This window comes from Streptomyces sp. NPDC024687, assembly GCF_055559055.1.
Genome location: NZ_JBVHLJ010000005.1, coordinates 485270 through 506908, shown reverse-complemented (window position 1 = coordinate 506908; position 21639 = coordinate 485270). Strand labels below are relative to the sequence as shown.

Genomic DNA, 21639 nt, shown 5'->3' with positions numbered 1-21639 from the left:
CCCGCCCCCGGACCCCCGACCGCTGGACTCACTGCGCGCGGATCACCTCCGCCGGCGGCATGCGCAGCGCGCGGCGGGTGGGGAGTTCCATGGTGAGGAACGCCGTGACCATGACCGTGAGCGCGGCGGCTGGCAGGAGCCACACCGGTCCTGCGGGCCAGGGCCGGCCGAGGAAGCCCTGGCCCAGCAGCGCCAGCGGCAGCGCGGACAGCAGCAGGCCCCCGGCGAGCGCGGTGGCGGCGATGACCGCGGCCTCGCGGCGCATCATCGCGCGGATCTGGCGGGGCGTGGTGCCGGCCAGACGCAGGGCCGCGAGTTCCGTGCGGCGCTGGGCGGTCGCCGCGACCAGCTTGTTCGCGATGCTCAGCAGCAGGTAGGCGAGCAGCACCACGATCACGACCAGGTTGATCCACACCTCGGGCGGGGTGTCGCTCCCGCCGGGCGTGGCCCGCGTGGTGGTCAGGGTCAGGCCGGGATGTGCGGTGGCCAGCGCCGCGAGCCGGTGTCCGGCCTCGGCGGTGCCGTCAGTGCGCACGAGGACGCTCTGGGCCAGATCCGTGGTCGTACGACCGGTCGCCAGGTCGTGGGAGAGGACGATCGGGCCGAAGCCCAGGCCCCGGGAGTAGACGGCGACGACCCGGGCGACGACCCGCGTCCCGTCGCCGAGGACCAGGTGCACCCTGCTCCCGGTCCCGGCTCCGCGGGTGCGGGCCGCGTCACTGCTCACGGCCACGGTGGCGCCGGTGAGCCGGTCGAGGCCGCCGTCCCGTACGCCGAGGTCGAGGACGTCCGTCGCGTCCGGCGTGAGGATCATCGCGGACGCGGCCTCGGTCTCGGGCTCCCCGAACTGCTCGTACTGCCACACGGCCGTGGTCGTGGTGACCGGCGCGGCCGCCCGTACGCCCGGCGTGTTCCGTACGGCGGTGAGCGTGCCCTCGGGCAGACCGCCGAGCGCCGGCGCGGTGAGCCGATACTGGGCGAGCGTGCCGGTGTCCGTGTCGTGGGAGGTGGCGGCCATGACGGTGGTCTGGGCGAAGGTGTACGTCAGGACGAAGACGACCGCCATGGCGAGGGGGCTGACGATCCCGGCGTTGCGCTGGGCGTAGGCGCGGAGGTTGGCCATCGCGAGCCAGGTCGGCGCGGAGGCCCCGGCACGGGTGCGCCGGGCCGCGGCGTCGCCGAGCGCCTTGATGAGGGCGGGCCCGGCCAGGGCCAGGCCGATCGCGCCGAGGATGCCCGCGAGGGACGTGGCCGAGGCGCCGATGACGGTGCGCGAGAACAGCGGGACGACCGACATAGTGCTCGCGGCGGCGACGAGCAGCAGGCCGATGCGGGTGCGCACGCGGGACGGGGTGCGCGGTTCGCTGCGGGACTCGGCGACCGCCTCGGTGGCCGGCATCCGCGAGGTGCGCCAGGACGCGGCCCGGGCGGACAGCTGCACGGAGGCGGCGGTCAGCACGAAGGCGGCGAAGGCGGGCAACGGGCTGATGGTCAGGGGGAGTTCGGCGGGCAGGACGCCTCGGTGGGCCAGTACGTCGTGGAAGCGGCCCGCGAGCAAGTAGCCGAGCGCCACGCCGGGGACGAGGGCCACGCCCGCCACGACGGACGACTGCGCGGCGGCCAGTCGCCGGATCTGCCTCGGCGTCGCGCCCACCGCCCGCATCAGCGCCAGGTCGCGGCGCTGCCCGGCGACGGCCACGCCCAGCGCGCCCGCCGTGACGAACCCGGTGATGAGCAGGACGATCCCGGCGAGCGAACCGGACAGGAGCACGAGCAGCGAGCGGGCCGCGCCGATGCCGGGCGAGACCGCGTTGCCCCGGTCCCCTCCGGTGACGACCTTCAGGCCGGTACCGGCCACCTGCTCGCGGACCGCCTCGGCGACCCGGTCGGCGGCACCGGGCGCGGTCGTCAGGCCGATCAGGTCGACGGTGCCGGCGCGCGGCCCGTCGCCGGCCCGGCCGGCGAGCCGTACGGCGGTGGCGTCGGCGAAGAAGACGCCCGCGCCCGGTGTGCCGACCACGGCGGAGACGCGGTAGGGCGTGGCGGCGCGGCCGTCCGCGACGACCTCGACCCGGTCGCCCGGCTCGATCCCGGCCGCCGCCGCGGTGGCGGTGTCGACGGCGATCTCGCCGGAACCGGCCGGGGCACGGCCCTCGACGTGCGGCGCGGCCAGCAGCTTCGTCGAGGACCAGCCGTGGCCCGCCGTCCCGGGGTCGTCCCCGGCCGGTACGACACGGCCGTGGGCGTCGACGAGAGCCGCCGGGAAGTCGACGGCGCCGACCGCGGCGGTGACGCCGGGCAGCCCGGCCAGCCGGTCGGTGAGCGGGGCCGGGACGGTGGCCCGCTCGGGCAGGGCGAGGGGCAGGTCGCCGCTCGGACGGAACTCCTGGTCGGCCGCCACCACGACGTCCGCGCCGGCGAGGCGGCCGGGCGGCAGGTGGGAGCGCAGGCCGGACTCGGCGAGGACGGCGGTGGCCGTGATGAGCGTGGCGCCGCCGAGGACCGCGCAGGCCACGGCGAGCAGGGCGGTGATCCGGTGGGCGGCCATGCGGACCGCGAGGTGGAACATCGTGCTACCGCCCCGCCAACGCGACGAGCCGGTCCGCGAGTTCGGGCGCGGTGGGCGCGTCCAGGGCGTCGACCACGCAGCCGTCGGCCATGACGAGGGTGCGGTGGGCCTGGGCCGCGGCGGCGGGGTCGTGGGTGACCATCACGACCGTCTGCCCCAGGTCGTCGACGAGGGCGCGCAGCAGGTCGAGGACCTGGTGGGCGCTGCGCAGGTCGAGCGCGCCGGTCGGCTCGTCCGCGAACACGACGGCCGGGCGGGCCGCCAACGCCCGTACGACGGCGGCCCGTTGCTGCTGACCGCCGGAGAGCTCGGCCGGGCGGTGGGTGAGCCGGTCGGCCAGACCGACCCGCTCGACGAGGGTGCGCAGCCAGTCGGCGTCGGGACGGCGGCCCGCGAGGCGCAGCGGCAGCGTGATGTTGTCCTCGATGCTGAGCGAGGGGATCAGGTTGTAGGCCTGGAAGACGAAACCGACGCGCTCGCGGCGCAGTTCGGTGCGGCGGGTCTCGTTGAGCCCGGCGATCTCGTGGCCGTCGATGCGGATACTGCCCGTGGTCGGGGAGTCGAGCCCGGCGGCGCAGTGCATCAGGGTGCTCTTGCCGGAGCCGGAGGGCCCCATCACGGCGAGGAACGTGCCGCGCCGCACGCTGAGCGACACGTCGTCCAGGGCCCGTACGCCGCCCGCGTACGTCTTGCTCACCCGCTCCAGCGCGATGGCGGGCGTCTGCCGCGCGGTGAGCGGCACGACGGGGGCGCTCACTTGTGTCCCCGCAGGTTGCGCACGACCAGGGTGCCGGCACAGAGCACGGTGACGGCACCGCACAGCAGGTGCACCCAGGTGCGGGCACCGCCGAAGGAGGCGGCCATGTTGGCGACGGTGCTGACCACCACCACCGCCCACAGCACGGAGCGCAGGACGTCCCCGCGGGAGACGCCGCTCGGGGCGTCGGCGGACGGGCTGTCGGCGGGCGGGTCGGTCATCCGGTAGGGGTTCGGGTGCGTCATCGCGCTTCCTCAACTCGCGCCAGGCGTACGGCTCCTGCCGTCACCACACCGACGCTATGGACCAGGACCCCCCTGGGCCGATCCCGCAGTCCGCCCGGTTCGGGGTACAGCAGGCTGTACTTCCCGCCTGGTCGGCGACTCGCTGAGCGCCCCTACGCCAGTGGCACCGCCACGTCCGACTCGTCCTTCAGGGCCACCCCCGTGGCCCCGAGTTCCCGTGCCCGCGCCATCAGTCCCGCCAGCTTTGCCGCCGCCCCCTCGTAGGAGAGCCCCATCGGAGGCCGGATGTTGGACAGGCAATTGCGGTCGGCGTCGGTCGTCACGCCCGGCACCGGCCGGTACGTCAGGTACGCGCCCAGCGAGTCCGCCGCCGACATCCCCGGACGTTCCCCGACCAGCACCACCACCATGTCCGCCCCCATCGCGGAGGCGATGTCGTCACCCAGCGCCACGCGGGCCTGCTCGGCGAGGACGACGGGAGCGACGGACCACGACGGCAGACGCTCCACCGTCCGCCGTACGACGGCCGCCGCGTGCTCGTGCACCGCCCGGCTGGACAGCCCGTCGGCGACGACGAAGACCACGCCCCACTCCCCCACGGGCAGATGGGCCCGGTCCGTGGCATCGAGGCGGCGGCCCAGGTCCGGTCGCTGGAGGTAGGTGAGCCGGTCCGGAGCCGAGCTGCGCACCCGTACGGTCGGCGTCCCGGTCAGACCCGCCGCGATCACGTCGGGGTCGAACGGTGAGTGCACGGCGTCCCGGGCGGCCGCGTGCGCCGCCTGGAGTTCGAGGCGGTGCCGGGTGGGGAGGGCCGAGCCGGCCCGGCCGAGGCCGATGCGGGCCTGGGTGCGCTGCCGCAGCGACGACCACAACTCGCTTGTCTGTACGGCCACTTCGTCACTTGCCTGTACGGCCACTTCGCTCATGCCGCCAGCTCCTTCCCGATGGCCGTCAGCGGGTGGGTCGCCCCGGTCGTCTCCCGGATCCCGCCCTTCTCGTCCAGCAGCCCGATCGAGTCGAGCCAGCTCTCGAACTCCGGTGCCGGGCGCAGGCCCAGGACCTCCCGGAGGTACAACGCGTCGTGGTAGGAGGCGGACTGGTAGTTGAGCATGATGTCGTCGCCGCCCGGGGTGCAGATCACGAAGGACGCGCCGGCCACGCCGAGCATGGTGAGCATCGTGGCGATGTCGTCGTCGTCCGCGTCGGCGTGGTTGGTGTAGCAGATGTCGAGGCCCATCGGCAGGCCGAGCAGCTTGCCGCAGAAGTGGTCCTCCAGGGCGGCGCGCAGGATCTGCCGGCCGTCGTAGAGGTACTCCGGGCCGATGAAGCCGACGACCGTGTTCACGAGCAGCGGGTCGTAGCGCCGCGCCACCGCGTACGCCCGCGCCTCCACCGTCTGCTGGTCCACCCCGTGGTGCGCGCCCGCCGACAGGGCGCTGCCCTGCCCGGTCTCGAAGTACATGACGTTCTGGCCGACCGTGCCCCGCTCCAGGGCGAGGGCTGCCTCGTACGCCTCGTCGAGCAGCCCCAGCGTCACCCCGAAGGACGCGTTCGCCGCCTGCGTCCCCGCGATCGACTGGAAGACCAGGTCCACCGGGGCGCCCCGAGCCATGAGGTCCACGCTCGTCGTCACATGGGACAGCACGCAGGACTGGGTGGGGATGGCGTATCGCTGGATCACGCCGTCGAGCAGTTCCAGCAGGTCCCGTACGGCCTTCGGGCTGTCGGTGGCCGGGTTGATGCCGATCACCGCATCGCCGGAGCCGAGCAGCAGTCCGTCGAGGAGGGCCGCGGCCACGCCCGCCGGGTCGTCGGTCGGGTGGTTGGGCTGGAGCCGGGTCGCCAGCCGTCCCGGCAGCCCGATCGTCGAGCGGAACGCGGTGACCACGCGCACCTTGCGGGCCACCGCGACCAGGTCCGCGTTGCCCATCAGCTTGGAGACCGCGGCGACCATCTCGGGCGTGAGCCCGGGCGCGAGGGCGGCCAGCGCCTCCGCGTCGGCGCCGGGGGACAGCAGCCACTCCCGGAACTCGCCCACCGTCAGCCCCGCCACCGGGGCGAAGGCCGCCGCGTCGTGCGTGTCGAGGATCAGCCGGGTCACGTCGTCCGTCTCGTACGGGATCAGCGGCTCGGCCAGGAACGTGGCCAGCGGTACGTCCGCCAGCGCCCAGCGCGCGGCCACCCGCTCCTGTTCGGAGGCGGCCGCGAGTCCGGCCAGCCGGTCGCCGGAGCGTTCGGGACTCGCGGCGGCGAGCAGACGGGCGAGGGTGTCGAAGCGGTGGTGTCGACCGCCGAGTACGGACGTGTAGCTCATGGCGAGGACGCTACGAGCCGCGTGTTGCGGTCAGATTTCTAAAGGTCTGGTTGACAAACATTTAACGCCCCGAGACCCTTGCCCGACTTATTCGGTCTACAGAGTTCCGGTTCGGAACGTAGTGGACGGACAAGGAGAGGGGCCACCCGATGGCAGTGGACGAGGGAGTCGCCCCGGCGGCGAACACAGAAGAGGAAGGCACGGTTCACCGGCTGAAGCCCAACGCCATCGGCCTGCTGGGCGTGGTGTTCATGGCCGTGGCGACCGCCGCGCCGATCACCGCGATGACGGGCAACGTGCCCTTCATGGTGTCGGCGGGCAACGGCATCGGGGCGCCCGCGAGTTATCTCGTCGCAATGGTCGTCCTGGCAATCTTTTCCGTCGGCTTCACCTCGATGGCGAAGCACATCACCTCGACGGGCGCCTTCTACGGCTTCATCTCCTACGGCCTGGGCCGCACGGTGGGCCTCGCGTCGGGACTGCTGGCCACCTTCGCGTACGTCGTCTTCGAGCCGGCGCTCATCGGCATCTTCTCGACGTTCGCGACGGGCACGCTGAAGGACCAGACCGGGGTGCACATCCCCTGGTGGGCGTTCGCGATCCTGATGCTCGCGGTCAACGCGGTGGGCACCTGGTTCGGTGTCTCGGTCGCCGAGAAGCTCCTCGTCGTCCTCCTCGCCACCGAGGTGACGATCCTCGCCGCGATGGCGGTCTCGGTCGCCTTCCACGGCGGCGGCCCGAACGGCTTCAGCCTCGACCCGGTCAACCCGGTCAACGCCTTCAAGGGCACCTCGGCCGGCCTCGGTCTGTTCTTCGCCTTCTGGTCGTGGGTCGGCTTCGAGTCGACGGCGATGTACGGCGAGGAGTCCCGCAACCCGAAGAAGATCATCCCCAAGGCGACGATGATCTCCGTCCTGGGCGTCGGCGTCTTCTACGTGTTCGTCTCCTGGATGGCCATCTCGGGCACCGGCGAGTCGAACGCCGTCAAGGTCGCCACCGACAACCCCCTCCAGCTCTTCTTCGGCCCGACCGAGCAGTACGTCGGCCACTGGGCGGTCGACGTCATGCAGTGGCTGATGATCACCGGCTCGCTGGCCTGCGGCATGGCCTTCCACAACTGCGCCGCCCGCTACATGTACGCGCTGGGCCGCGAGGGCGTGCTGCCCTCGCTGAAGAACACGGTCGGCCGCACCCATCCCCGGCACGGCTCCCCGCACGTCGCGGGCCTGGTCCAGACAGTCGTGACCGCCGTACTCCTGCTGGCGTTCTGGGCGGCCGGCAAGGACCCGTACAGCGGCACGTACGTCCTGCTCGCCATCCTCGGCACCATGGCCATCCTGATCGTGCAGGCCGTGTGCTCCTTCGCGGTGCTGGCGTACTTCCGCACGCACCACCCGGAGAGCCGCCACTGGTTCCGGACCCTCACGGCCCCGCTGGTCGGCGGCATCGCCATGCTCGCCGTGGTCGTCCTGCTGGTCTCCAACATGAGCGCGGCGGCCGGCACGGAGTCCGGTTCCCTGGTCCTGAAGGCCACGCCGTGGCTGGTGGCGGCGGTCGCGGCCCTGGGCATCGGATACGCGCAGTACCTGAAGCGGCGGTCGCCCGAGCGGTATCTGCTGCTGGGGCGGACGGTGCTGGAGGAGACGAAGGAGCGGTAGCCGGCCCGGGTCCAGGGCCCTTCTGATGGATCTCCGTGGAAGACGGAGCGGCGTTCGGTGCGTGCGATCAGCGTGCGGCGGTGAGCGTGCGTGCCGGGCGTCGCGACGCCGCGGAGATCCATCAGAAGGGCCCTAGGTCCCGAAGAGCTTGGCGCGGTGGGCCAGCCATCGCTCCATCATCTCGGCGACGTCCTTCTCGATGAACTCGAAGAACGCCAGGGTCTCGGCCAGCCTGTGCCCCGCCGGAGTCTCGGCACCCAGGCTGGCCACCCCCTCGCGCAGGGCGTCCTCCCAGCGTTTGATGATCGCCTCACGGTTGGTGACCGCCTGGTACCACTGGTCGGAGTGGACCCGGTACCGCTCCCGCCGCGAGCCGGGCTCCCGCTCGCGCGACAGCATGTGCACCTGCGCCAGGTAGCGCACCGCCCCCGAGACGGCCGCCGGGCTGATCTGAAGCTGCCCGCCCAGCTCCGCGGAGGTCAGCGCACCGCTGTCGGATGCGAGCAGCGCGGAGAAGACCCGCGCCGGCATCCGCGGCAGCCCCGCCTCGACGAGCTGCGCCGCGAACCGCTCCACGAACCGTGAGACCGCCTCCGGGTCCCGTTGCCCCGCCTTGGACTCCGTCATGGCCACCAGCCTAACGGGGATTCACACGCTTCCTTAACTTCACAAATTTCTGAAAGAAGCGTACGTTCCGAAGCATGACGAAGGCAATCACCGTCTCCGGTCTCCACAAGTCGTTCGGCGGCGCCCGGGCCCTCGACGGCCTCGACCTGGAGGTGACCACCGGCGAGGTGCACGGCTTCCTCGGCCCCAACGGCGCCGGCAAGTCCACCACCATCCGCGTCCTGCTCGGCCTGCTGCGCGCCGACTCCGGCGCCGCGCAGGTACTCGGCCTCGACCCGTGGGCCGACGCGGTCGAGGTGCACCGCCGGATCGCCTACGTCCCCGGGGACGTGACGCTGTGGCGCAACCTCTCCGGCGGCGAGGTCATCGATCTCTACGGCCGTCTCCGCGGCGGACTCGATCCCGACAGGCGTGCCGAGCTGATCGAGCGCTTCGAACTGGACCCCACGAAAAAGGGCCGTACCTACTCGAAGGGCAACCGCCAGAAGGTCGCCCTGGTCGCCGCGTTCGCCTCGGACGTGGATCTGCTGATCCTGGACGAGCCGACCTCGGGCCTGGATCCGCTGATGGAGGAGGTCTTCCAACGCTGTGTCGAGGAGGAGCGGGAGCGCGGCCGTACGGTCCTGCTGTCGTCCCACATCCTCAGCGAGGTCGAGGAGTTGTGCGACCGGGTGAGCATCATCCGGCGCGGTCGGACGGTCGAGACGGGTTCGTTGGCCGACCTGCGCCACCTGACGCGGACGAGTGTGGCGGCTGAACTGGCCGGTCCCCCCAACGGGTTGGCCCATCTGCCCGGCGTCCACGACCTCGACGTCCAGGACCGCCGGGTCCGGCTCCAGGTCGACACGGACAAACTCGACGCCGTACTCCGGTCGTTGACCGAGTCCGGTGTACGGTCCCTGACCTCGACACCCCCCACTCTCGAGGAACTGTTCCTGCGGCACTACCAGAACGAGGGGGCGGCGTCATGACCTCCCTCGTGGGTACGGGCGTCCTGCTCCGCTTCAACCTGCGCCGCGACCGGCTGATGATCCCGGTGTGGGTGGCGGTGAACACCCTGATGGTCCTGTCCATGCCGAACACCCTCAAGGGCATGTACGGCACCGAGGCCGAGCGCGCCGACCTGCTGCACCAGGTGGCCACCAACTCCTCCTTCCGCGCGCTGATCGGCCCCGCCTTCGACGACTCCCTCGGCGCCCTCACCGCCTGGCGCGTCGGCGTCTACGCGGGGGCGCTCGCGGCCGTCACCGGTCTCCTGGTCGTCGTACGCCACACCCGTGACGAGGAGGAGAGCGGGCGGCACGAGCTGATCGCCTCCGGCGTGGTGGGGCGTCGCGCCTCACTGACGGCCGCGCTGCTGGCGGCGGCGGTCGCGAGCGGTGTGCTGGCACTGCTGGTCGCGGCGGGCCTGGCGGGCCAGGGAGTGGGTGGTGCCCTGGCGCTCGGCCTGGGGCTGGGGGCCGTGGGCATGCTCTTCGCCACGACGGCCGCGATCGTGGCGCAGCTGACGGAGAGCGCGCGGCTGGCTCGGGGCCTTACGGCGGGAGTGCTGGGCGTGGCCTTCGTACTGAGGGCGTCGGGGGACGCGGCGTCCACCGACGGGTCGTCCGTCCTGACCTGGCTGTCGCCGCTCGGTTGGCTGTCGCAGTTGCGCCCCTTCGCCGGTGAACGCTGGTGGGTGCTGCTGCTGTTCGCGGCGACGAGCGCGGGCCAGGGCGCACTGGCCTACGTCCTCGCGGGCCGCAGAGACGCGGGCATGAGCTTCGCGCCGACGCGCCCGGGACCTTCTGTCGGCCGCCTGAGCACGGCAGGAGCGTTGGCCTGGCGGCTCCAGCGAGGCAGCGTGCTCGGCTGGTCGGTCGGCTTCTTCCTCGCCGGGGTGGTCTACGGCGGCCTCACGGACGGCGTGGCCGACCTGGTCGGCGACAACGAGAAGGCCCGCGAGGTCTTCGAGCGGATGGGCGGGCGGTCCGGCATCACGGATGCCTTCCTCGCTTCGATGACGGGGATGCTGGGGCTGGTGGCCGCGCTGTACGTCGTCGCCTCGGTCCTGCGGCTGCACGGCGAGGAGACGTCGATGCGGGCGGAACCGGTGCTGGCGAACGCAGTGGGCCGACTGCGGTGGGCCTCGGGCCACCTGGTGATCGCCTTCGGAGGCTCGGCGCTCATCATGCTGCTGGCGGGTCTCGGCTTCGCCGTGGGCTACGGCAAGGAGGTCGGTCCCGTCCTCGGCGCGTGCCTGGTGCAGGTGGCCGCGGTGTGGGTTGTCGGCGGACTGGCGGTCCTGCTGTACGGCCTGGCCCCGCGCGTCGCTCCCCTGGCCTGGGGAGTCGCCGGGGCGGTGCTGCTGATCGGCTGGGTCGGCCCGGCGCTGGACGTCCCGCAGGCGGTGCTGGACCTCTCCCCCTTCGGCCACCTGCCGAAGCTGCCGGGAGGAGAGATGGAGTGGGGGCCGGTACTGGTCCTGCTCGGGCTGGCGGGAGTACTGGTGGCCGGGGGCCTGGTGGGATTGCGGCGCCGGGATCTGACGACCTGAACCACGTGCCGGGCAATGCTCGTCCCTTCAGGCATGAAGCGGCGAATGGACGGAATGACCTGCGGGGGCTGCGCGCTGTCGGCGGCGGGGGCGACCTCGGCCCCCCTGCTGTGGCTGTCCACGTCCCGCACCCGGCGCCACCTGGGCGATGCCTTCGAGAACGAGGGTATGGACCTCTCGGTCCTTTTCACGGAACTGCCGTTCGTGTTGCTGGGGGGAGCGTTTCTGCCCCTCCTGGTCCTCACTCTGCTGGTGCGGCTGACAGGCCGGCGACGGCCCCAGGAGGACTGACCGGGCGGCCCTGTGCGTGCGGGGCACGGGGCCCGATCACAGACGGGACGCGGTACGTCCGGATCAGTGCGTCCGGCTCAGGCCACCTTCTTGAAGTCGGCCGCCTTGGTGTCCAGGGTCGTGTCGCCGTCCTTGGCGGTGACCAGGACGGCCACGTGCCACTGGCCCTTCGGGGAGCCCTCGGCATCGGCGCGGGTGACGGCGACCTTGTAGGTGCACCGCTCGACGTCCCCGCCCGAGGACTTGCAGACGGCCGACTCGACACCGGCCATGTCCTTGGCCGTCAGCCCCTTCTTCGCGAACTCCGAGTTCGCCGGCCAGGCCAGCACCTTCACGCTCTTGACATCGGAGGACGCCGTGACGTCGGTGGTGAAGGTCAACGAGCCGTCGCGGTCGGCGGCGGGAGCGGTGTAGCGGGCGGTGCTGTGCGCCAGCGTCGGCGACTGGTCCCCGGCGTAGGCGAGGGCGAAGGCACCGGCACCTCCGAGGACGACGACACCGGCAGCGACGGAGACGACGATGCGACGCGACATGAGAAATTCTCCTACAGGCTCAGTTGGATCCCACCGGCGCCCTCGTCGGCGCCGTGCACCCCATACTGGTCGCGCGGCGAGCGCCGGGTATGAGCGCGCGTACTCAACTGCGGCCTGAGTAACGGCTGTTGCCTCAGCCGCGTGTACCGGTGTGGACGCTCAGTCCCTCCAGCCCCCGGATCACGAAGTTCGGCTTGCGCCGCGGCTCCGCGGCCAGGGTCAGCGCCGGGGCCTTCTCCAGCAGGGCCGTCATGGAGGCGGCCAGTTCGATACGGGCCAGGGGGGCGCCGATGCAGTAGTGGATGCCGGCGCTGAAGGAGATGTGCGGGTTGTCGGCGCGGGTGAGGTCGAGGCGCTCCGGGTCCGGGAAGGTGGCCGGGTCGTGGTTGGCGGAGCCGAAGAGCAGGGCGATCTCGGCGCCCCTCGGGATGGTCGTCCCGTCGATCTCTATCTCGTCCAGGACCCAGCGTTCGAAGAGCTGGAGGGGGGTGTCGTAGCGCATGAGCTCTTCGACGGCCCGCGGGACGAGGGAGTGGTCCGCGCGCAGGGCGGCCAGCTGCTCCGGGTTCCGGAACAGGGCGTACCAGCCGTTGACCGTGGCGTTCACGGTGGCTTCGTGACCGGCGTTGAGCAGCAGGACGCAGGTGGAGATCATCTCCTGCTCGGTGAGCCGGTCACCCTCGTCGTACGCGGCGATGAGCCCCGAGACCAGGTCGTCCCCGGGCTCCTTGCGCCGTTCGGCGATCAGGTCGCGCAGGTAGTCGGAGAACTCGACCGACGCCCGTACGGCCCGCGCCGCCACGTCCTCCGGCGGATTGAGCTCGTACATCCCGCAGATGTCCGCCGACCAGGGCCGCAGCGGCCCCCGGTCCACCTCCGGGATCCCCAGCATCTCGGCGATCACGGCGACGGGAAGCGGCTCGGCGACATCGGTCAGCAGATCACCGCCGCCCTTCGCGACGAGCCGGTCCACCAGCTCACCGGCCAGGTCGGTCACATACGGCCGCAGCTGCTCGACGGTACGCGGCGTGAACGCCTTCGACACCAGACGCCGGATCCGGGTGTGGTCCGGGGGCTCCAGGTCGAGCATCCCGTGATCGTTGAGCGTGTGGAACGGCTCGTGTTCCGCCGGCGGTGCGGTACGCCCGAAGTCCTCGTGCGTGAACCGGTGCTGGTACGTCCGCCCGAGCCTGCGGTCCCTGAGCAGCGCGGAGACGTCGGCGTGGTGCGGGACGAGCCACTGGTCGGTGGGCTCGTAGTACTGCACCCGGCCCTTGGCGCGGAGCTCTGCGTAGGCGGGGTAGGGGTCGGCGAGAAACGCCGGGTCCCAGGGATCGAAGGCGGTCATACGCGGACGCTAGCCCGGGAGACGGGCTTCTGACCAGGGGTGTTCTTTCAGGTGGTCGATGAGGGCGGTGAAGGCGGGGGTCGTAGCAGAGCACAGGGGCTACCACGGTGATCAGGTGGACCACCGCACTGCCTGATGTCTCCCAGCTGCCTGCCGATCCGTCACTGACCAGGTCACATCTCCGGGGCGCCGGTCTTGGCGGGTCGATCAGGCCGCATGGTGGTGCGGCGTGAGTTCGATGGTCAGGTCGGCGTCGAGGGCGCGTGCCAGACGTCGCAGCAGCGGGATGGTGGGGACGGTGCCGCCGCCCTCGATCCGGGAGATCTGGGGCTGCTTCATCCCGCAGCGTTCAGCGAGTTCGGTCTGCGACAGGCCCAAGCCTGTTCGCCGGTCGTAGACCAGCTGACCGAGGTCATGGGCCAGTTCGGCCTCCTCGTACAGGCGGTCGTACTCGGTGTTCTCCTCCACTGTTTCACCGAGGAGCTTGCGGTGGCGGCGGGTCTTCCACTCAGCGTGGTTCACGGCAGTTCCTCCTTGATCGGGCGGCTGTAGATGTCGTGCTCGGTGGCCGGTGCGTGGCTGGCTTCGCATGTGGCCTGGACAGCGCGGGCGCGGTCCACCTCCGCCGTTTCGCGCATCTTCGTCTTACGGAAGACGGTCAGCAGGACGACACGATGGTCCGGGGCGAGCCAGTAGGTGATGCGCTGAGCGTTGTCGCCGAGGTCGAAACGCAGCTCTCGGAGCTTGCCGCCGAGATGGCGACTGTAGGGCTCACCGAGGGTGGTCGCGTTCTCGGCAGGGCGATCGACCTTCTGCTCGGCTATCACGTAGTGGTGGGCGGGTAGGTTCTCCAGCCAGAGGCGGACCTCTGGCTCGATCTCGATCGTGTACCGCTCACCGGCCATAGCGTCGATGCTATATGGCTCAGGTGTTATATGCGAGAGATCCCCGCGAAGCCCGAGGATGCCCACGCGGGGGTTGGGGGAGGTTGGGTCGGGGTCCTGCCCGGTGTGGGGCCGGTAGTGCTTTTGTACTTGCACTCGATGAATCCGGGCGCCCGGCCGTCGTTCCCTTGAGGGGGAGCCGCTACTCAGATCGGAGTTCCAGGTCGATGAGGCCGCCAGGGACGTGGCCTTGAAGTCGCCCGTGCGGTAAGCGCACGGCACGCCAGCCGCCGGCTTGCCTCCCGATCTCAAATCGAGTCGGCCGAAGGCCATTTCACCACTTCCCCCGCTAGGCTCCGGAGAGTTTCGGCCCCGGCGCACGCCGGGGTTTCTTGTGTGGGTGCTCCGGATGGGCGCCCGGGGACGGGGGCAATGGTGAACGCTTCTACGGCAGGGAGATCCTTCGTCGCGGCGGTGGGTGTCGTGTCAGTGCTGGCACTGGCCGGCGCGTGCGGTACGGACAGCGGAGGTCACGCCGGGGGACCCAAGGAGTCTGCGGCTGCCGGGTCCACATCCCCGGCGAGCTCGGCGCCGCCACGGTCAGCCGGATCCTCCGCCTCCGGGAGCAGGCTCGATCAAAAGAGCCTCGACCGCCTGGCGCTCACCGCAGACGACGTCCCCGGCTACACCGTCACAACCGTCACGGGCCAGGGCAGGCCGGTGGACCGTGACGTGCTCACGGATTACCGCGCCGTCACGCCCGCACCCTGCCAAGCCGTGTACGCGGCCGCACAACTGGGTGGCCTGCGGGATTTCACGGCCCAGGTCAGCCAGGACGTCGTGTCCGACTCCGACGATCTCGGGCAGCACGCCAGTGTCAGCCTGACGTCCTACACCCTTGCCGACGCCCGCACGGTTATGACCGATCTGCGTACGGCTCTGCCGAAGTGCGCCACCGCCGAGATGCGCCCGTCCCCTGCCCACCCTGGTCCTGGTCTGGGCTATTCCGATACTCAGGCCCGGTCGGTTTCCGGCTACGGGGACGAAACCCTGGCTTTCGACGCCACCCAGGTGGTCGTCAGCGGGGGACCCAGCATCCCCGTCACCGTCCTGGTCGTCCGCCGCGAGTCCACCGTTGCCACCTTCATGTCCCTGAGCCCCTTCGGGCCCCCGACCGTCCCCCAGGACGTCATCGAGGCGCAGCTGAAGAAGCTCGCCTGAACTCCGCCTGGTCCAGGAAACAGACCCCACCCGCGATTGAACGAGCAGCGGTGGCACCTCGCCCGCCGGTCCCCACTGAGCCGGGTTGACCCTCGACCTTGTGCAGGGCCCAGAGTTCAGGCCGTGGAGAACGACATGCGCAGCATTGGCGAGATGGCTCGCGACAGCGGGCTGGGGGTGAGCGCCCTGCGGTTCTACGACCGTGCCGGTGTGCTCGTGCCGGCCTGGGTGGATCCGGTGAGCGGGTACCGCTGGTACGAGCCCGAGCAGCTCGAAGAGGCCCGGTTGCTGGCCGGGTTGCGCCGGGCCGGGATGCCGCTGGCGGACATCAGGCTGGTGCTGGCCAGTTGGTCCGGGGCGGACACCGATCTGGTCCGGAAACTGCTCACGGCCCATCTGCACCGCCTCGAACTGGGGCTGTCCGATGCCCGCACCGAGTTCTCCGCACTCCGCGCCCTACTCGATCAACGGGAGAACCTCATGACGTCGCTCCGTGCCGGCACCGTCCGGCTGACCTTCGCCGCGTCCGAGCTGGCGGCCGCGCTGGACACCGTCCGTTTCGCGGCGAGCACCGACCCGGAACTGCCCATGCTCGGCGGGGTTCTGTTCGACATCGAGGGCAAGGCCCTGCATCTCGTGGCCACCGACCGGTACCGCATGGCCGTCGCGCGGGCCAGCGTCGACGGGCACGACGGGCATGACGGGCATGACGGGCATGACGGGAGCCGGGTACAGGTCATCGTGCCCACCCCGCTCGCCGACGCGATGCGGGCGCTGGCGCACGGAGAGGGGTCCGTGCGGCTCTCCCTCGACGGGGACCGCGTGACGCTGGAGGCCGGGGACAGGCAGGCGGCCGGCCAGTGTCTCGACCACGACTTCCCCGACTACCGTCGTCTCCTCCCCCAGGCCGGTGACCGCCGCGCCCTCGTCGAGGTCGCGGACTTCCGGGAGGCCCTGGAGACAGGCCCTGTCCGCCGCGACGAGACCGGAACGCATGACCTCAGCGTGCTCAGGGTGACGGACCACGGCACGGTGGCCCTCTGCTCCGACGCCGACGCCGGCGGCCCGGACCGCGTCGCGGTCAACCGCGAGTTCCTGCTGGACGCGCTGGCCGCCGGTGGCCGCGACCGGCTGGTCCTGGAGTTCACGGCCCCCACGGCCCCGATCGCGATCCGCCGACCCGACGACGAGAGCGGCTTCTCGATGCTGATGCCGGTCCGCCTGGAGGACTGACGCCGCACCACGTCGCCAAGAGGACCTCTGCGCGCCCGCTATCCCGGCGTCACCAGCCGCGCCTCGTACGCGAACACCGCCGCCTGGGTGCGGTCCCGCAACCCCAGCTTCACCAGGATGCGGCTGACGTGGGTCTTGATCGTCGACTCGGCGACCATCAGGCGCTCGGCCATCTCCGAGTTCGACAGGCCCTGGGCGATGAGGATCAGGACCTCCGTCTCGCGGTCGGTGAGGTCGCCGTAGGCCGTGTGGGCCGAGGCCATGAGCCTCGGGGACTCGGCGAGTTTGGAGAACTCCGTGATCAGGCGTCTGGTGACGGAGGGGGCGAGGAGGGCCTCCCCGGAGGCCACCACCCTTACCCCCTCGGCGAGTTGACGGGCCGAGGCATCCTTGAGGAGGAAGCCCGAGGCTCCCGCGCGCAGGGCCTGGTAGACGTACTCGTCGAGGTCGAAGGTCGTCAGGACCAGGACCTTCGCCGTGCCGTCCGCCGCGACGATCTCCCTGGTCGCCTCGATGCCGTTCAGCTCAGGCATCCGGATGTCCATCAGGACCACGTCGGGGGCGAGTTCACGGACCCGGTCCACCGCCTCACGGCCGTTGACGGCCTCGCCGACCACCTCGATGCCCGGCATCGCGTTCAGGAGGACGGAGAAGCCCTCACGGACCATCATCTGGTCGTCCGCGACCAGGACCCGGATCGTCATGCTTCACCCTCGTCCCTGAGCGGCACCGGGAGGAACACCGCCACCTCGTACCCGCCCTCGTCCGTGGCGCCCGCCGTCATCTCGCCGTTCAGCATGGAGACCCGCTCCCGCATGCCGGTGATGCCGTGGCCCGCGCCGGGCGAGGGCTTCAGCAGCGACAGCTCGGGCCGCGGGCCGTTGACTATGCGCAGGCCCAGGCCGCCCAGGACGTATCCGATCTCGACCCGTGCGCTCGCCCCCGGGGCGTGCCGCAAGGTGTTGCTCAGTGCCTCCTGCACGATCCGGTACGCCGACAGCTCGACGCCCTGCGGGAGTTCGCGCACCGCCCCGGTGACCGCCTTGTCGACGCTCAGGCCAGCCTCCCGCACGTTGCCGAGCAGGGCGTCCAGGTCGGCGAGGGTGGGCTGCGGGGCGTCCGGTGCCTCGTAGTCCTCGGCGCGGACCACTCCGAGGACCCGGCGCAGCTCGGTCAGGGCCGCCACCGCGTTCTCCCGGATCGTGGCGAACGCCTTCTCCAGCTCCGGGGGCGGGTTCTCCACCCGGTAGGGCGCGGCCTCCGCCTGGATGGCGACGACCGACATGTGGTGGGCGACCACGTCGTGCAGCTCGCGGGCGATGGTCGTGCGCTCCTCCAGGAGGGTGCGGCGGGAGCGCTCGTGCGCGGTCACCGTCTGCTGGGCGGTCACCGTCTCCTGGGCGTCACGGCGTATGTGCCAGACGCTGACGGCGAGCAGGGACAGGGCGGAGACGAACAGCAGCTGCACCGTGTCGGAGCTGTTGTAGTGCTCGCCGCTGAAGACTCCCTCCCACATCAGGCCGTAGACCCCGGTCAGCAGCCACATCCACGCCGCTGTGCGCGGCCTGGTGCGTATGGCCACCAGCGTGAGCACCATGAGGTGGCAGGCGAAGCTGCCCTCCAGCCAGGGCCACTCGTCCCAGGCGGTGAAAGCCACCGCGTAGGTGACCGCGGTCGCGCCCATCGAGACCCAGAAGGCCAGGACCGGCCGCACCATGGTCAGCAGTACCGGGGCCAGGGCGAGCACGCCGACGAAGAGACTGGTGACCTCGCCGGTGTCACTGTTGGCCGAGCCGATGAGCATCGCGAGCAGGCCGGCCGCGGTGATCAGCACGTGCGGTGTCCAGGCCGCGTACTCCCGCGCTCGGCCGGGCAACCTGCGGGAGAGCCCCCTGTCGACGCGCATCGGGGGCAGCGGGCGATAGGCGAGGGCATTGCTGATCAAGTCCTGCCGCAGGCCACGCAGGGCGTCCACGGCGGCCCTGAACTCCGGGCTGCGGGGCTGGTACGCGTCGAACTCGCCGCTGTCGCCGTGCGGGGGTGTCATGTATGTCTCGGTCGTCTCGGTCACAGTCAAAAAGGTAGGCGTGGGCGGCTGTCACCGTCGTCACCAACGAGACGGGTCCTTCGGCATCCCTCTCAGGTACTACGGGTACCGGAGGGTCGCTGATCAGTAGCCCGACGGCCGCACCAGCCCCGACTCGTACGCGAACACCGCCGCCTGCGTACGGTCCCTCAGGCCCAGCTTCACCAGGATGCGCCCCACGTGGGTCTTCACCGTCTGCTCGGCCACGACCAGCCGCTCGGCGATCTCCGCGTTCGACAGGCCCTGCGCGATCAGGGCGAGGACCTCCGTCTCCCGCTCGGTCAGCTCGCCGACCCGCCTCTTGAGGGGGGCGCGGGGCCGGTTGTCGAGACGGGAGAACTCGGCGATCAGGCGCCGGGTGATGCCGGGCGCGAGCAGCGCGTCCCCGGCCGCCACCACCCGCACGGCCTCGGCGAGCTGCTCCGCGGAGGCGTCCTTCAGCAGGAACCCGGAGGCGCCGGCCCGCAGCGCCTCGTAGACGTACTCGTCGAGGTCGAACGTGGTCAGCACCAGGACCCGGATCTCCGGGCGCTCCCCGGTGATGCGGCGGGTGGCCTCGATGCCGCCCAGCTCGGGCATGCGGATGTCCATCAGGACGACGTCCGGGACGAGTTCGTCGACCTTGGCGATCGCGTCCAGTCCGTCGACCGCCTGCCCGACCACGTCGATGCCGGGCTGGGCGCCCAGCAGCACGCTGAAGCCCTGCCGGACCATCTGCTGGTCGTCGGCGATGAGTACGCGGATGCTGCCGCTCGTGCCGCTCGTCATGCGGTGGTGTCCTTCGGGTCGGTGAGCTGGTCGGGCGCGCCCGGGGGTGCCGTCGGAAGATACGCGGCCACCTCGTAGCCGCCGTCAGGGCGGGGGCCGGCGCGCAGGGTGCCGCCGAGCATCGCGGCCCGCTCCCGCATGCCGAGCAGGCCGTGCCCCGCGCCCGGGGAGGACGGCACGCTGCGGGTGGGCCGCGAGTTGACGACCCGCACGTCCACCCCATGCACGTAGTGGACGAGCGCGACGGAGGCGGTCGCGCCGGGCGCGTGGCGCAGGACGTTGCTCAGCGCCTCCTGCACGATCCGGTACGCCGACAGATCCACGCCGGGCGGCAGCGGCCGCCGGGCACCTTGCACATCGACCTCGACGGCCGTTCCGGCCGCCCGGGTGTTCTCCACGAGCGCGTCGAGCCGGTCGAGCGTGGGCTGCGGCGCGTGCGGGGCGGTGCCGGTGGCGGGGTCGGCGGCCTGCTCGGGCGTCTCGGGGTGCTCGGCCCGCAGCACACCGAGCACCCGGCGCAGTTCGGTCAGTGCCTCCAGCGCGTTCTGCCGGATGCCGTCGAGGTTCTCGCGGAACTCATCGGACGGGTTCTCGACGAGGTGCGGGGCGACCTGCGCCTGGATCGAGATCACGGACATGTGGTGGGCGACGACGTCGTGCAGCTCGCGCGCGATCCGGCTGCGCTCCTCCAGCAGGGTGCGGCGGGCCCGCTCCTCGGCGGTGAGCGTGGTCTGCTCGACGAGCGCCTTGCTGGCCTCACGGCGACCGCGCAGGGCGGTGCCGAGCACCACCACGACGGCGAACAGGGTGGCCGCGAGTACCCCGGTGGGCTGGAAGTCGGCCGCGCCCAGCACTCCCTCGATGAAGTACGTGAGAAGCAGGGTCACCGCCAGTGCCTCGAAGGCCACACGGGTGGGCACCCGCAGGGCGAGCAGCAGCAGCACGGCCATGTGTCCGATGAGTCCACCGGTGGTCCAGGACCAGGTGAAGTCGTGGGCGCCACCGGCCAGCAACTGCCGGCGCACCTCGATGGCGCCGACCACCATGGCCATGTTCGAGAACCACCACGCCGGGACGGGCCGCCACAGCGCGAACACGACGGCGCCGCCCTGTGCGAGACCGATCGCGAACGCGAGTGTGTGTCCCACCCCGCCGTTGTCCGAGAGTTGCGCCACGGCGCCGAACGTGACCCCGAAGGCCACCATGCACAGCACACCGTGCGGCAGCCAGCGCAGCCAGACGGACGGCGGCAGCGGATCGGCCCGGAGCGTGCACAGGTCGGCGCGCAGCACCCGCAGCCAGCGCTGCACCCGACCCACGACCACCTGCTGGACCCCCGTCTCCCTCACGCCGACCACCCTAGGCACGACGCGCCTCCTCCGTTGCCACCCGATCGGTACGGCGGTGAACCCGGATCACCCGTGACGGACGGTCCGCGGCCCGGCGCGGTCCCTGCTCCAGGGACCGGAAGGCCGACCGGCACACCGCCAGGACGAGGGCGAACACCGGCAGCCAGGCGAGCCGGGCCGGCACCCAGCCCAGTGAGTCGGGCACGGTGTGCAGACCGGGGAGCCTGCCGAGGACGAGGCCGGTGGCCGTGGTGGCCATCAGCGCCGTCTGGTGCCACAGGAAGACCGTCATCGCGGAGAGATTGACCAGCGCCACCGCCGCCCAGGCCACGGGGCGTCGCATGCCGCCGCGCAACGGGTCGCGCAGCAGCAGGGCCAGACCGCACTGGGCCAGACCGAAGGTGACGGCGGCCAGCGTCGGCGGGTTCAGGTTGGAGACCTGGGCGCCGGGCACGCCGACCATCGGCGCCGGATACCCCGCCCACCCGACGAGCACCGCGGTCGCCACCGCACCGCCCCCGAACAGCACCCATCCCACGTGCCGTCCCTCCAGCTCGCCCCGCGTCCAGGCCGCGCCGAGGGTGTACGGCACCAGCCAGCCGGCCGCCAGGTTCACCCAGCCGAGCCAGTCGGGCCCACCCAGCCCGAAGCGCACGATGTCCACGTGCAGGACGACGGCCAGCGGCCACAGCGGATGGAGCCGCAGCAGCAGCGGGGTCGCGGCCGTCAGCGCGCTGAAGACCAGGAGGAACCACATCGGGGACAGGGCGAGTTTGACCAGCGTGCGGACCGTCTCGAATTCGGCTCCCGTCAGCAGCAGGGCCGTCGCCGCCACCGTCCACAGGGCGAGGACCGCGACCACCGGCTTGAACAGCCGTGACAGACGGCTCGTCAGCCACTCGCCGTACGTCGTCCCGCGGGCCCGTGCCGAGATGTAGCCGCGCGCCGCCACATGGCCGCCGACCAGGAAGAACACGGCCAGCGTCTGGAACGCCCAGGAGATCGGGGCCAGCCACGGCATGTGCTGCAGCGGGCTCGCGGTGTGCAGGGCGCCCCCGTCGGCGACCAGGGCGGTCACCAGCCAGTGGCCGAGGACCACACCGAGGATCGCGAAGGCGCGCAGGGCGTCGACGGCACGGTCCCGCTCGGGAGGTGTCACCTCGTCGATCCGGTCGGCGGCCCGGCGTATGCCGTGAACGCCCTGGCGTATGCCGTGAGCA

At 71.6% G+C, this 21639-nt stretch carries 21 protein-coding genes; 6 read left to right on the top strand and 15 right to left on the bottom strand.

Annotated features, from left to right (window positions below; all coding sequences use genetic code 11):
• Nucleotides 1–28 precede the first annotated feature (28 nt).
• From ACZ39I_RS22490 to ACZ39I_RS22470, 5 genes are all read right to left on the bottom strand, one after another.
• Nucleotides 29–2569, bottom strand: a complete 2541-nt coding sequence (locus ACZ39I_RS22490) for an ABC transporter permease (RefSeq protein ID WP_467246099.1) — start codon at nucleotides 2567–2569, stop codon at nucleotides 29–31.
• Between the two features lie 4 nt (nucleotides 2570–2573).
• Nucleotides 2574–3326 (bottom strand): ABC transporter ATP-binding protein, encoded by a 753-nt coding sequence (locus ACZ39I_RS22485; protein WP_467246098.1) that lies wholly within the window; start codon nucleotides 3324–3326, stop codon nucleotides 2574–2576.
• Nucleotides 3323–3571 (bottom strand): hypothetical protein, encoded by a 249-nt coding sequence (locus ACZ39I_RS22480; protein WP_467246097.1) that lies wholly within the window; start codon nucleotides 3569–3571, stop codon nucleotides 3323–3325. Before ACZ39I_RS22480 ends, ACZ39I_RS22485 begins: the two co-directional genes overlap by 4 nt.
• A 152-nt stretch (nucleotides 3572–3723) precedes the next feature.
• Nucleotides 3724–4497, bottom strand: a complete 774-nt coding sequence (gene eutC, locus ACZ39I_RS22475; protein WP_467246096.1) for an ethanolamine ammonia-lyase subunit EutC — start codon at nucleotides 4495–4497, stop codon at nucleotides 3724–3726.
• Nucleotides 4494–5885 (bottom strand): ethanolamine ammonia-lyase subunit EutB, encoded by a 1392-nt coding sequence (locus tag ACZ39I_RS22470; protein WP_467246095.1) that lies wholly within the window; start codon nucleotides 5883–5885, stop codon nucleotides 4494–4496. Before ACZ39I_RS22470 ends, eutC begins: the two co-directional genes overlap by 4 nt.
• Before the next feature lie 149 nt (nucleotides 5886–6034).
• Between ACZ39I_RS22470 and ACZ39I_RS22465 the strand changes: the two genes are divergently transcribed.
• The gene (locus ACZ39I_RS22465) at nucleotides 6035–7543 is read left to right on the top strand and encodes an APC family permease (protein WP_467246094.1); all 1509 of its coding nucleotides are present in this window, start codon (nucleotides 6035–6037) and stop codon (nucleotides 7541–7543) included.
• A 132-nt stretch (nucleotides 7544–7675) separates the two neighbouring features.
• On the opposite strand, the gene ACZ39I_RS22460 is transcribed toward ACZ39I_RS22465, so the two are convergent.
• Nucleotides 7676–8170: a GbsR/MarR family transcriptional regulator gene (locus ACZ39I_RS22460; RefSeq protein ID WP_467246093.1), complete on the bottom strand. Its 495-nt coding sequence runs from the start codon at nucleotides 8168–8170 to the stop codon at nucleotides 7676–7678.
• Between the two features lie 74 nt (nucleotides 8171–8244).
• Here ACZ39I_RS22460 and ACZ39I_RS22455 point away from each other — a divergent pair, with 74 nt between their 5' ends.
• The 3 genes from ACZ39I_RS22455 to ACZ39I_RS22445 are packed head-to-tail and all read left to right on the top strand — an operon-like array spanning nucleotide 8245 to nucleotide 10997.
• A complete protein-coding gene (locus ACZ39I_RS22455) occupies nucleotides 8245–9141 on the top strand; it encodes an ABC transporter ATP-binding protein (protein WP_467246092.1) in 897 nt (298 codons plus the stop codon).
• The gene (locus ACZ39I_RS22450; protein ID WP_467246091.1) at nucleotides 9138–10706 is read left to right on the top strand and encodes an ABC transporter permease; all 1569 of its coding nucleotides are present in this window, start codon (nucleotides 9138–9140) and stop codon (nucleotides 10704–10706) included. The genes ACZ39I_RS22455 and ACZ39I_RS22450 overlap by 4 nt, the downstream gene beginning before the upstream one ends.
• 45 nt (nucleotides 10707–10751) lie before the next feature.
• Nucleotides 10752–10997, top strand: a complete 246-nt coding sequence (locus tag ACZ39I_RS22445) for a hypothetical protein (RefSeq protein ID WP_467246090.1) — start codon at nucleotides 10752–10754, stop codon at nucleotides 10995–10997.
• A gap of 77 nt (nucleotides 10998–11074) precedes the next feature.
• Here the strand turns inward: ACZ39I_RS22445 and ACZ39I_RS22440 are convergent, their stop codons facing one another.
• The 4 genes from ACZ39I_RS22440 to ACZ39I_RS22425 all read right to left on the bottom strand — a co-directional run bounded on the left by ACZ39I_RS22440 (nucleotide 11075) and on the right by ACZ39I_RS22425 (nucleotide 13783).
• On the bottom strand, nucleotides 11075–11530 hold the full coding sequence (locus ACZ39I_RS22440) for a DUF5707 domain-containing protein (protein ID WP_467246089.1): 456 nt from the start codon (nucleotides 11528–11530) through the stop codon (nucleotides 11075–11077).
• A gap of 133 nt (nucleotides 11531–11663) precedes the next feature.
• A complete protein-coding gene (locus ACZ39I_RS22435) occupies nucleotides 11664–12878 on the bottom strand; it encodes a cytochrome P450 (RefSeq protein WP_467246088.1) in 1215 nt (404 codons plus the stop codon).
• A 207-nt stretch (nucleotides 12879–13085) separates the two neighbouring features.
• Complete coding sequence (locus tag ACZ39I_RS22430) at nucleotides 13086–13400, bottom strand: helix-turn-helix domain-containing protein (RefSeq protein WP_467246087.1); 315 nt, start codon at nucleotides 13398–13400, stop codon at nucleotides 13086–13088.
• A complete protein-coding gene (locus tag ACZ39I_RS22425) occupies nucleotides 13397–13783 on the bottom strand; it encodes a type II toxin-antitoxin system RelE/ParE family toxin (RefSeq protein ID WP_467246086.1) in 387 nt (128 codons plus the stop codon). Before ACZ39I_RS22425 ends, ACZ39I_RS22430 begins: the two co-directional genes overlap by 4 nt.
• 699 nt (nucleotides 13784–14482) lie before the next feature.
• Between ACZ39I_RS22425 and ACZ39I_RS22420 the strand changes: the two genes are divergently transcribed.
• Together ACZ39I_RS22420 and ACZ39I_RS22415 are read left to right on the top strand one after the other, a co-directional pair.
• A complete protein-coding gene (locus ACZ39I_RS22420) occupies nucleotides 14483–14983 on the top strand; it encodes a hypothetical protein (RefSeq protein ID WP_467246085.1) in 501 nt (166 codons plus the stop codon).
• Nucleotides 14984–15118: 135 nt separating this feature from the next.
• Complete coding sequence (locus ACZ39I_RS22415; protein ID WP_467246084.1) at nucleotides 15119–16216, top strand: DNA polymerase III subunit beta family protein; 1098 nt, start codon at nucleotides 15119–15121, stop codon at nucleotides 16214–16216.
• 38 nt (nucleotides 16217–16254) lie between these two features.
• On the opposite strand, the gene ACZ39I_RS22410 is transcribed toward ACZ39I_RS22415, so the two are convergent.
• The 5 genes from ACZ39I_RS22410 to ACZ39I_RS22390 all read right to left on the bottom strand — a co-directional run bounded on the left by ACZ39I_RS22410 (nucleotide 16255) and on the right by ACZ39I_RS22390 (nucleotide 21608).
• On the bottom strand, nucleotides 16255–16920 hold the full coding sequence (locus tag ACZ39I_RS22410; protein WP_467246083.1) for a response regulator transcription factor: 666 nt from the start codon (nucleotides 16918–16920) through the stop codon (nucleotides 16255–16257).
• Nucleotides 16917–18287, bottom strand: a complete 1371-nt coding sequence (locus ACZ39I_RS22405; protein WP_467246082.1) for a sensor histidine kinase — start codon at nucleotides 18285–18287, stop codon at nucleotides 16917–16919. The genes ACZ39I_RS22410 and ACZ39I_RS22405 overlap by 4 nt, the downstream gene beginning before the upstream one ends.
• Nucleotides 18288–18386: 99 nt before the next feature.
• Nucleotides 18387–19070: a response regulator gene (locus ACZ39I_RS22400; protein WP_467246081.1), complete on the bottom strand. Its 684-nt coding sequence runs from the start codon at nucleotides 19068–19070 to the stop codon at nucleotides 18387–18389.
• Complete coding sequence (locus ACZ39I_RS22395) at nucleotides 19067–20419, bottom strand: sensor histidine kinase (protein WP_467246080.1); 1353 nt, start codon at nucleotides 20417–20419, stop codon at nucleotides 19067–19069. The genes ACZ39I_RS22400 and ACZ39I_RS22395 overlap by 4 nt, the downstream gene beginning before the upstream one ends.
• A gap of 10 nt (nucleotides 20420–20429) precedes the next feature.
• A complete protein-coding gene (locus ACZ39I_RS22390) occupies nucleotides 20430–21608 on the bottom strand; it encodes an acyltransferase family protein (protein ID WP_467246265.1) in 1179 nt (392 codons plus the stop codon).
• Nucleotides 21609–21639 lie beyond the last annotated feature (31 nt).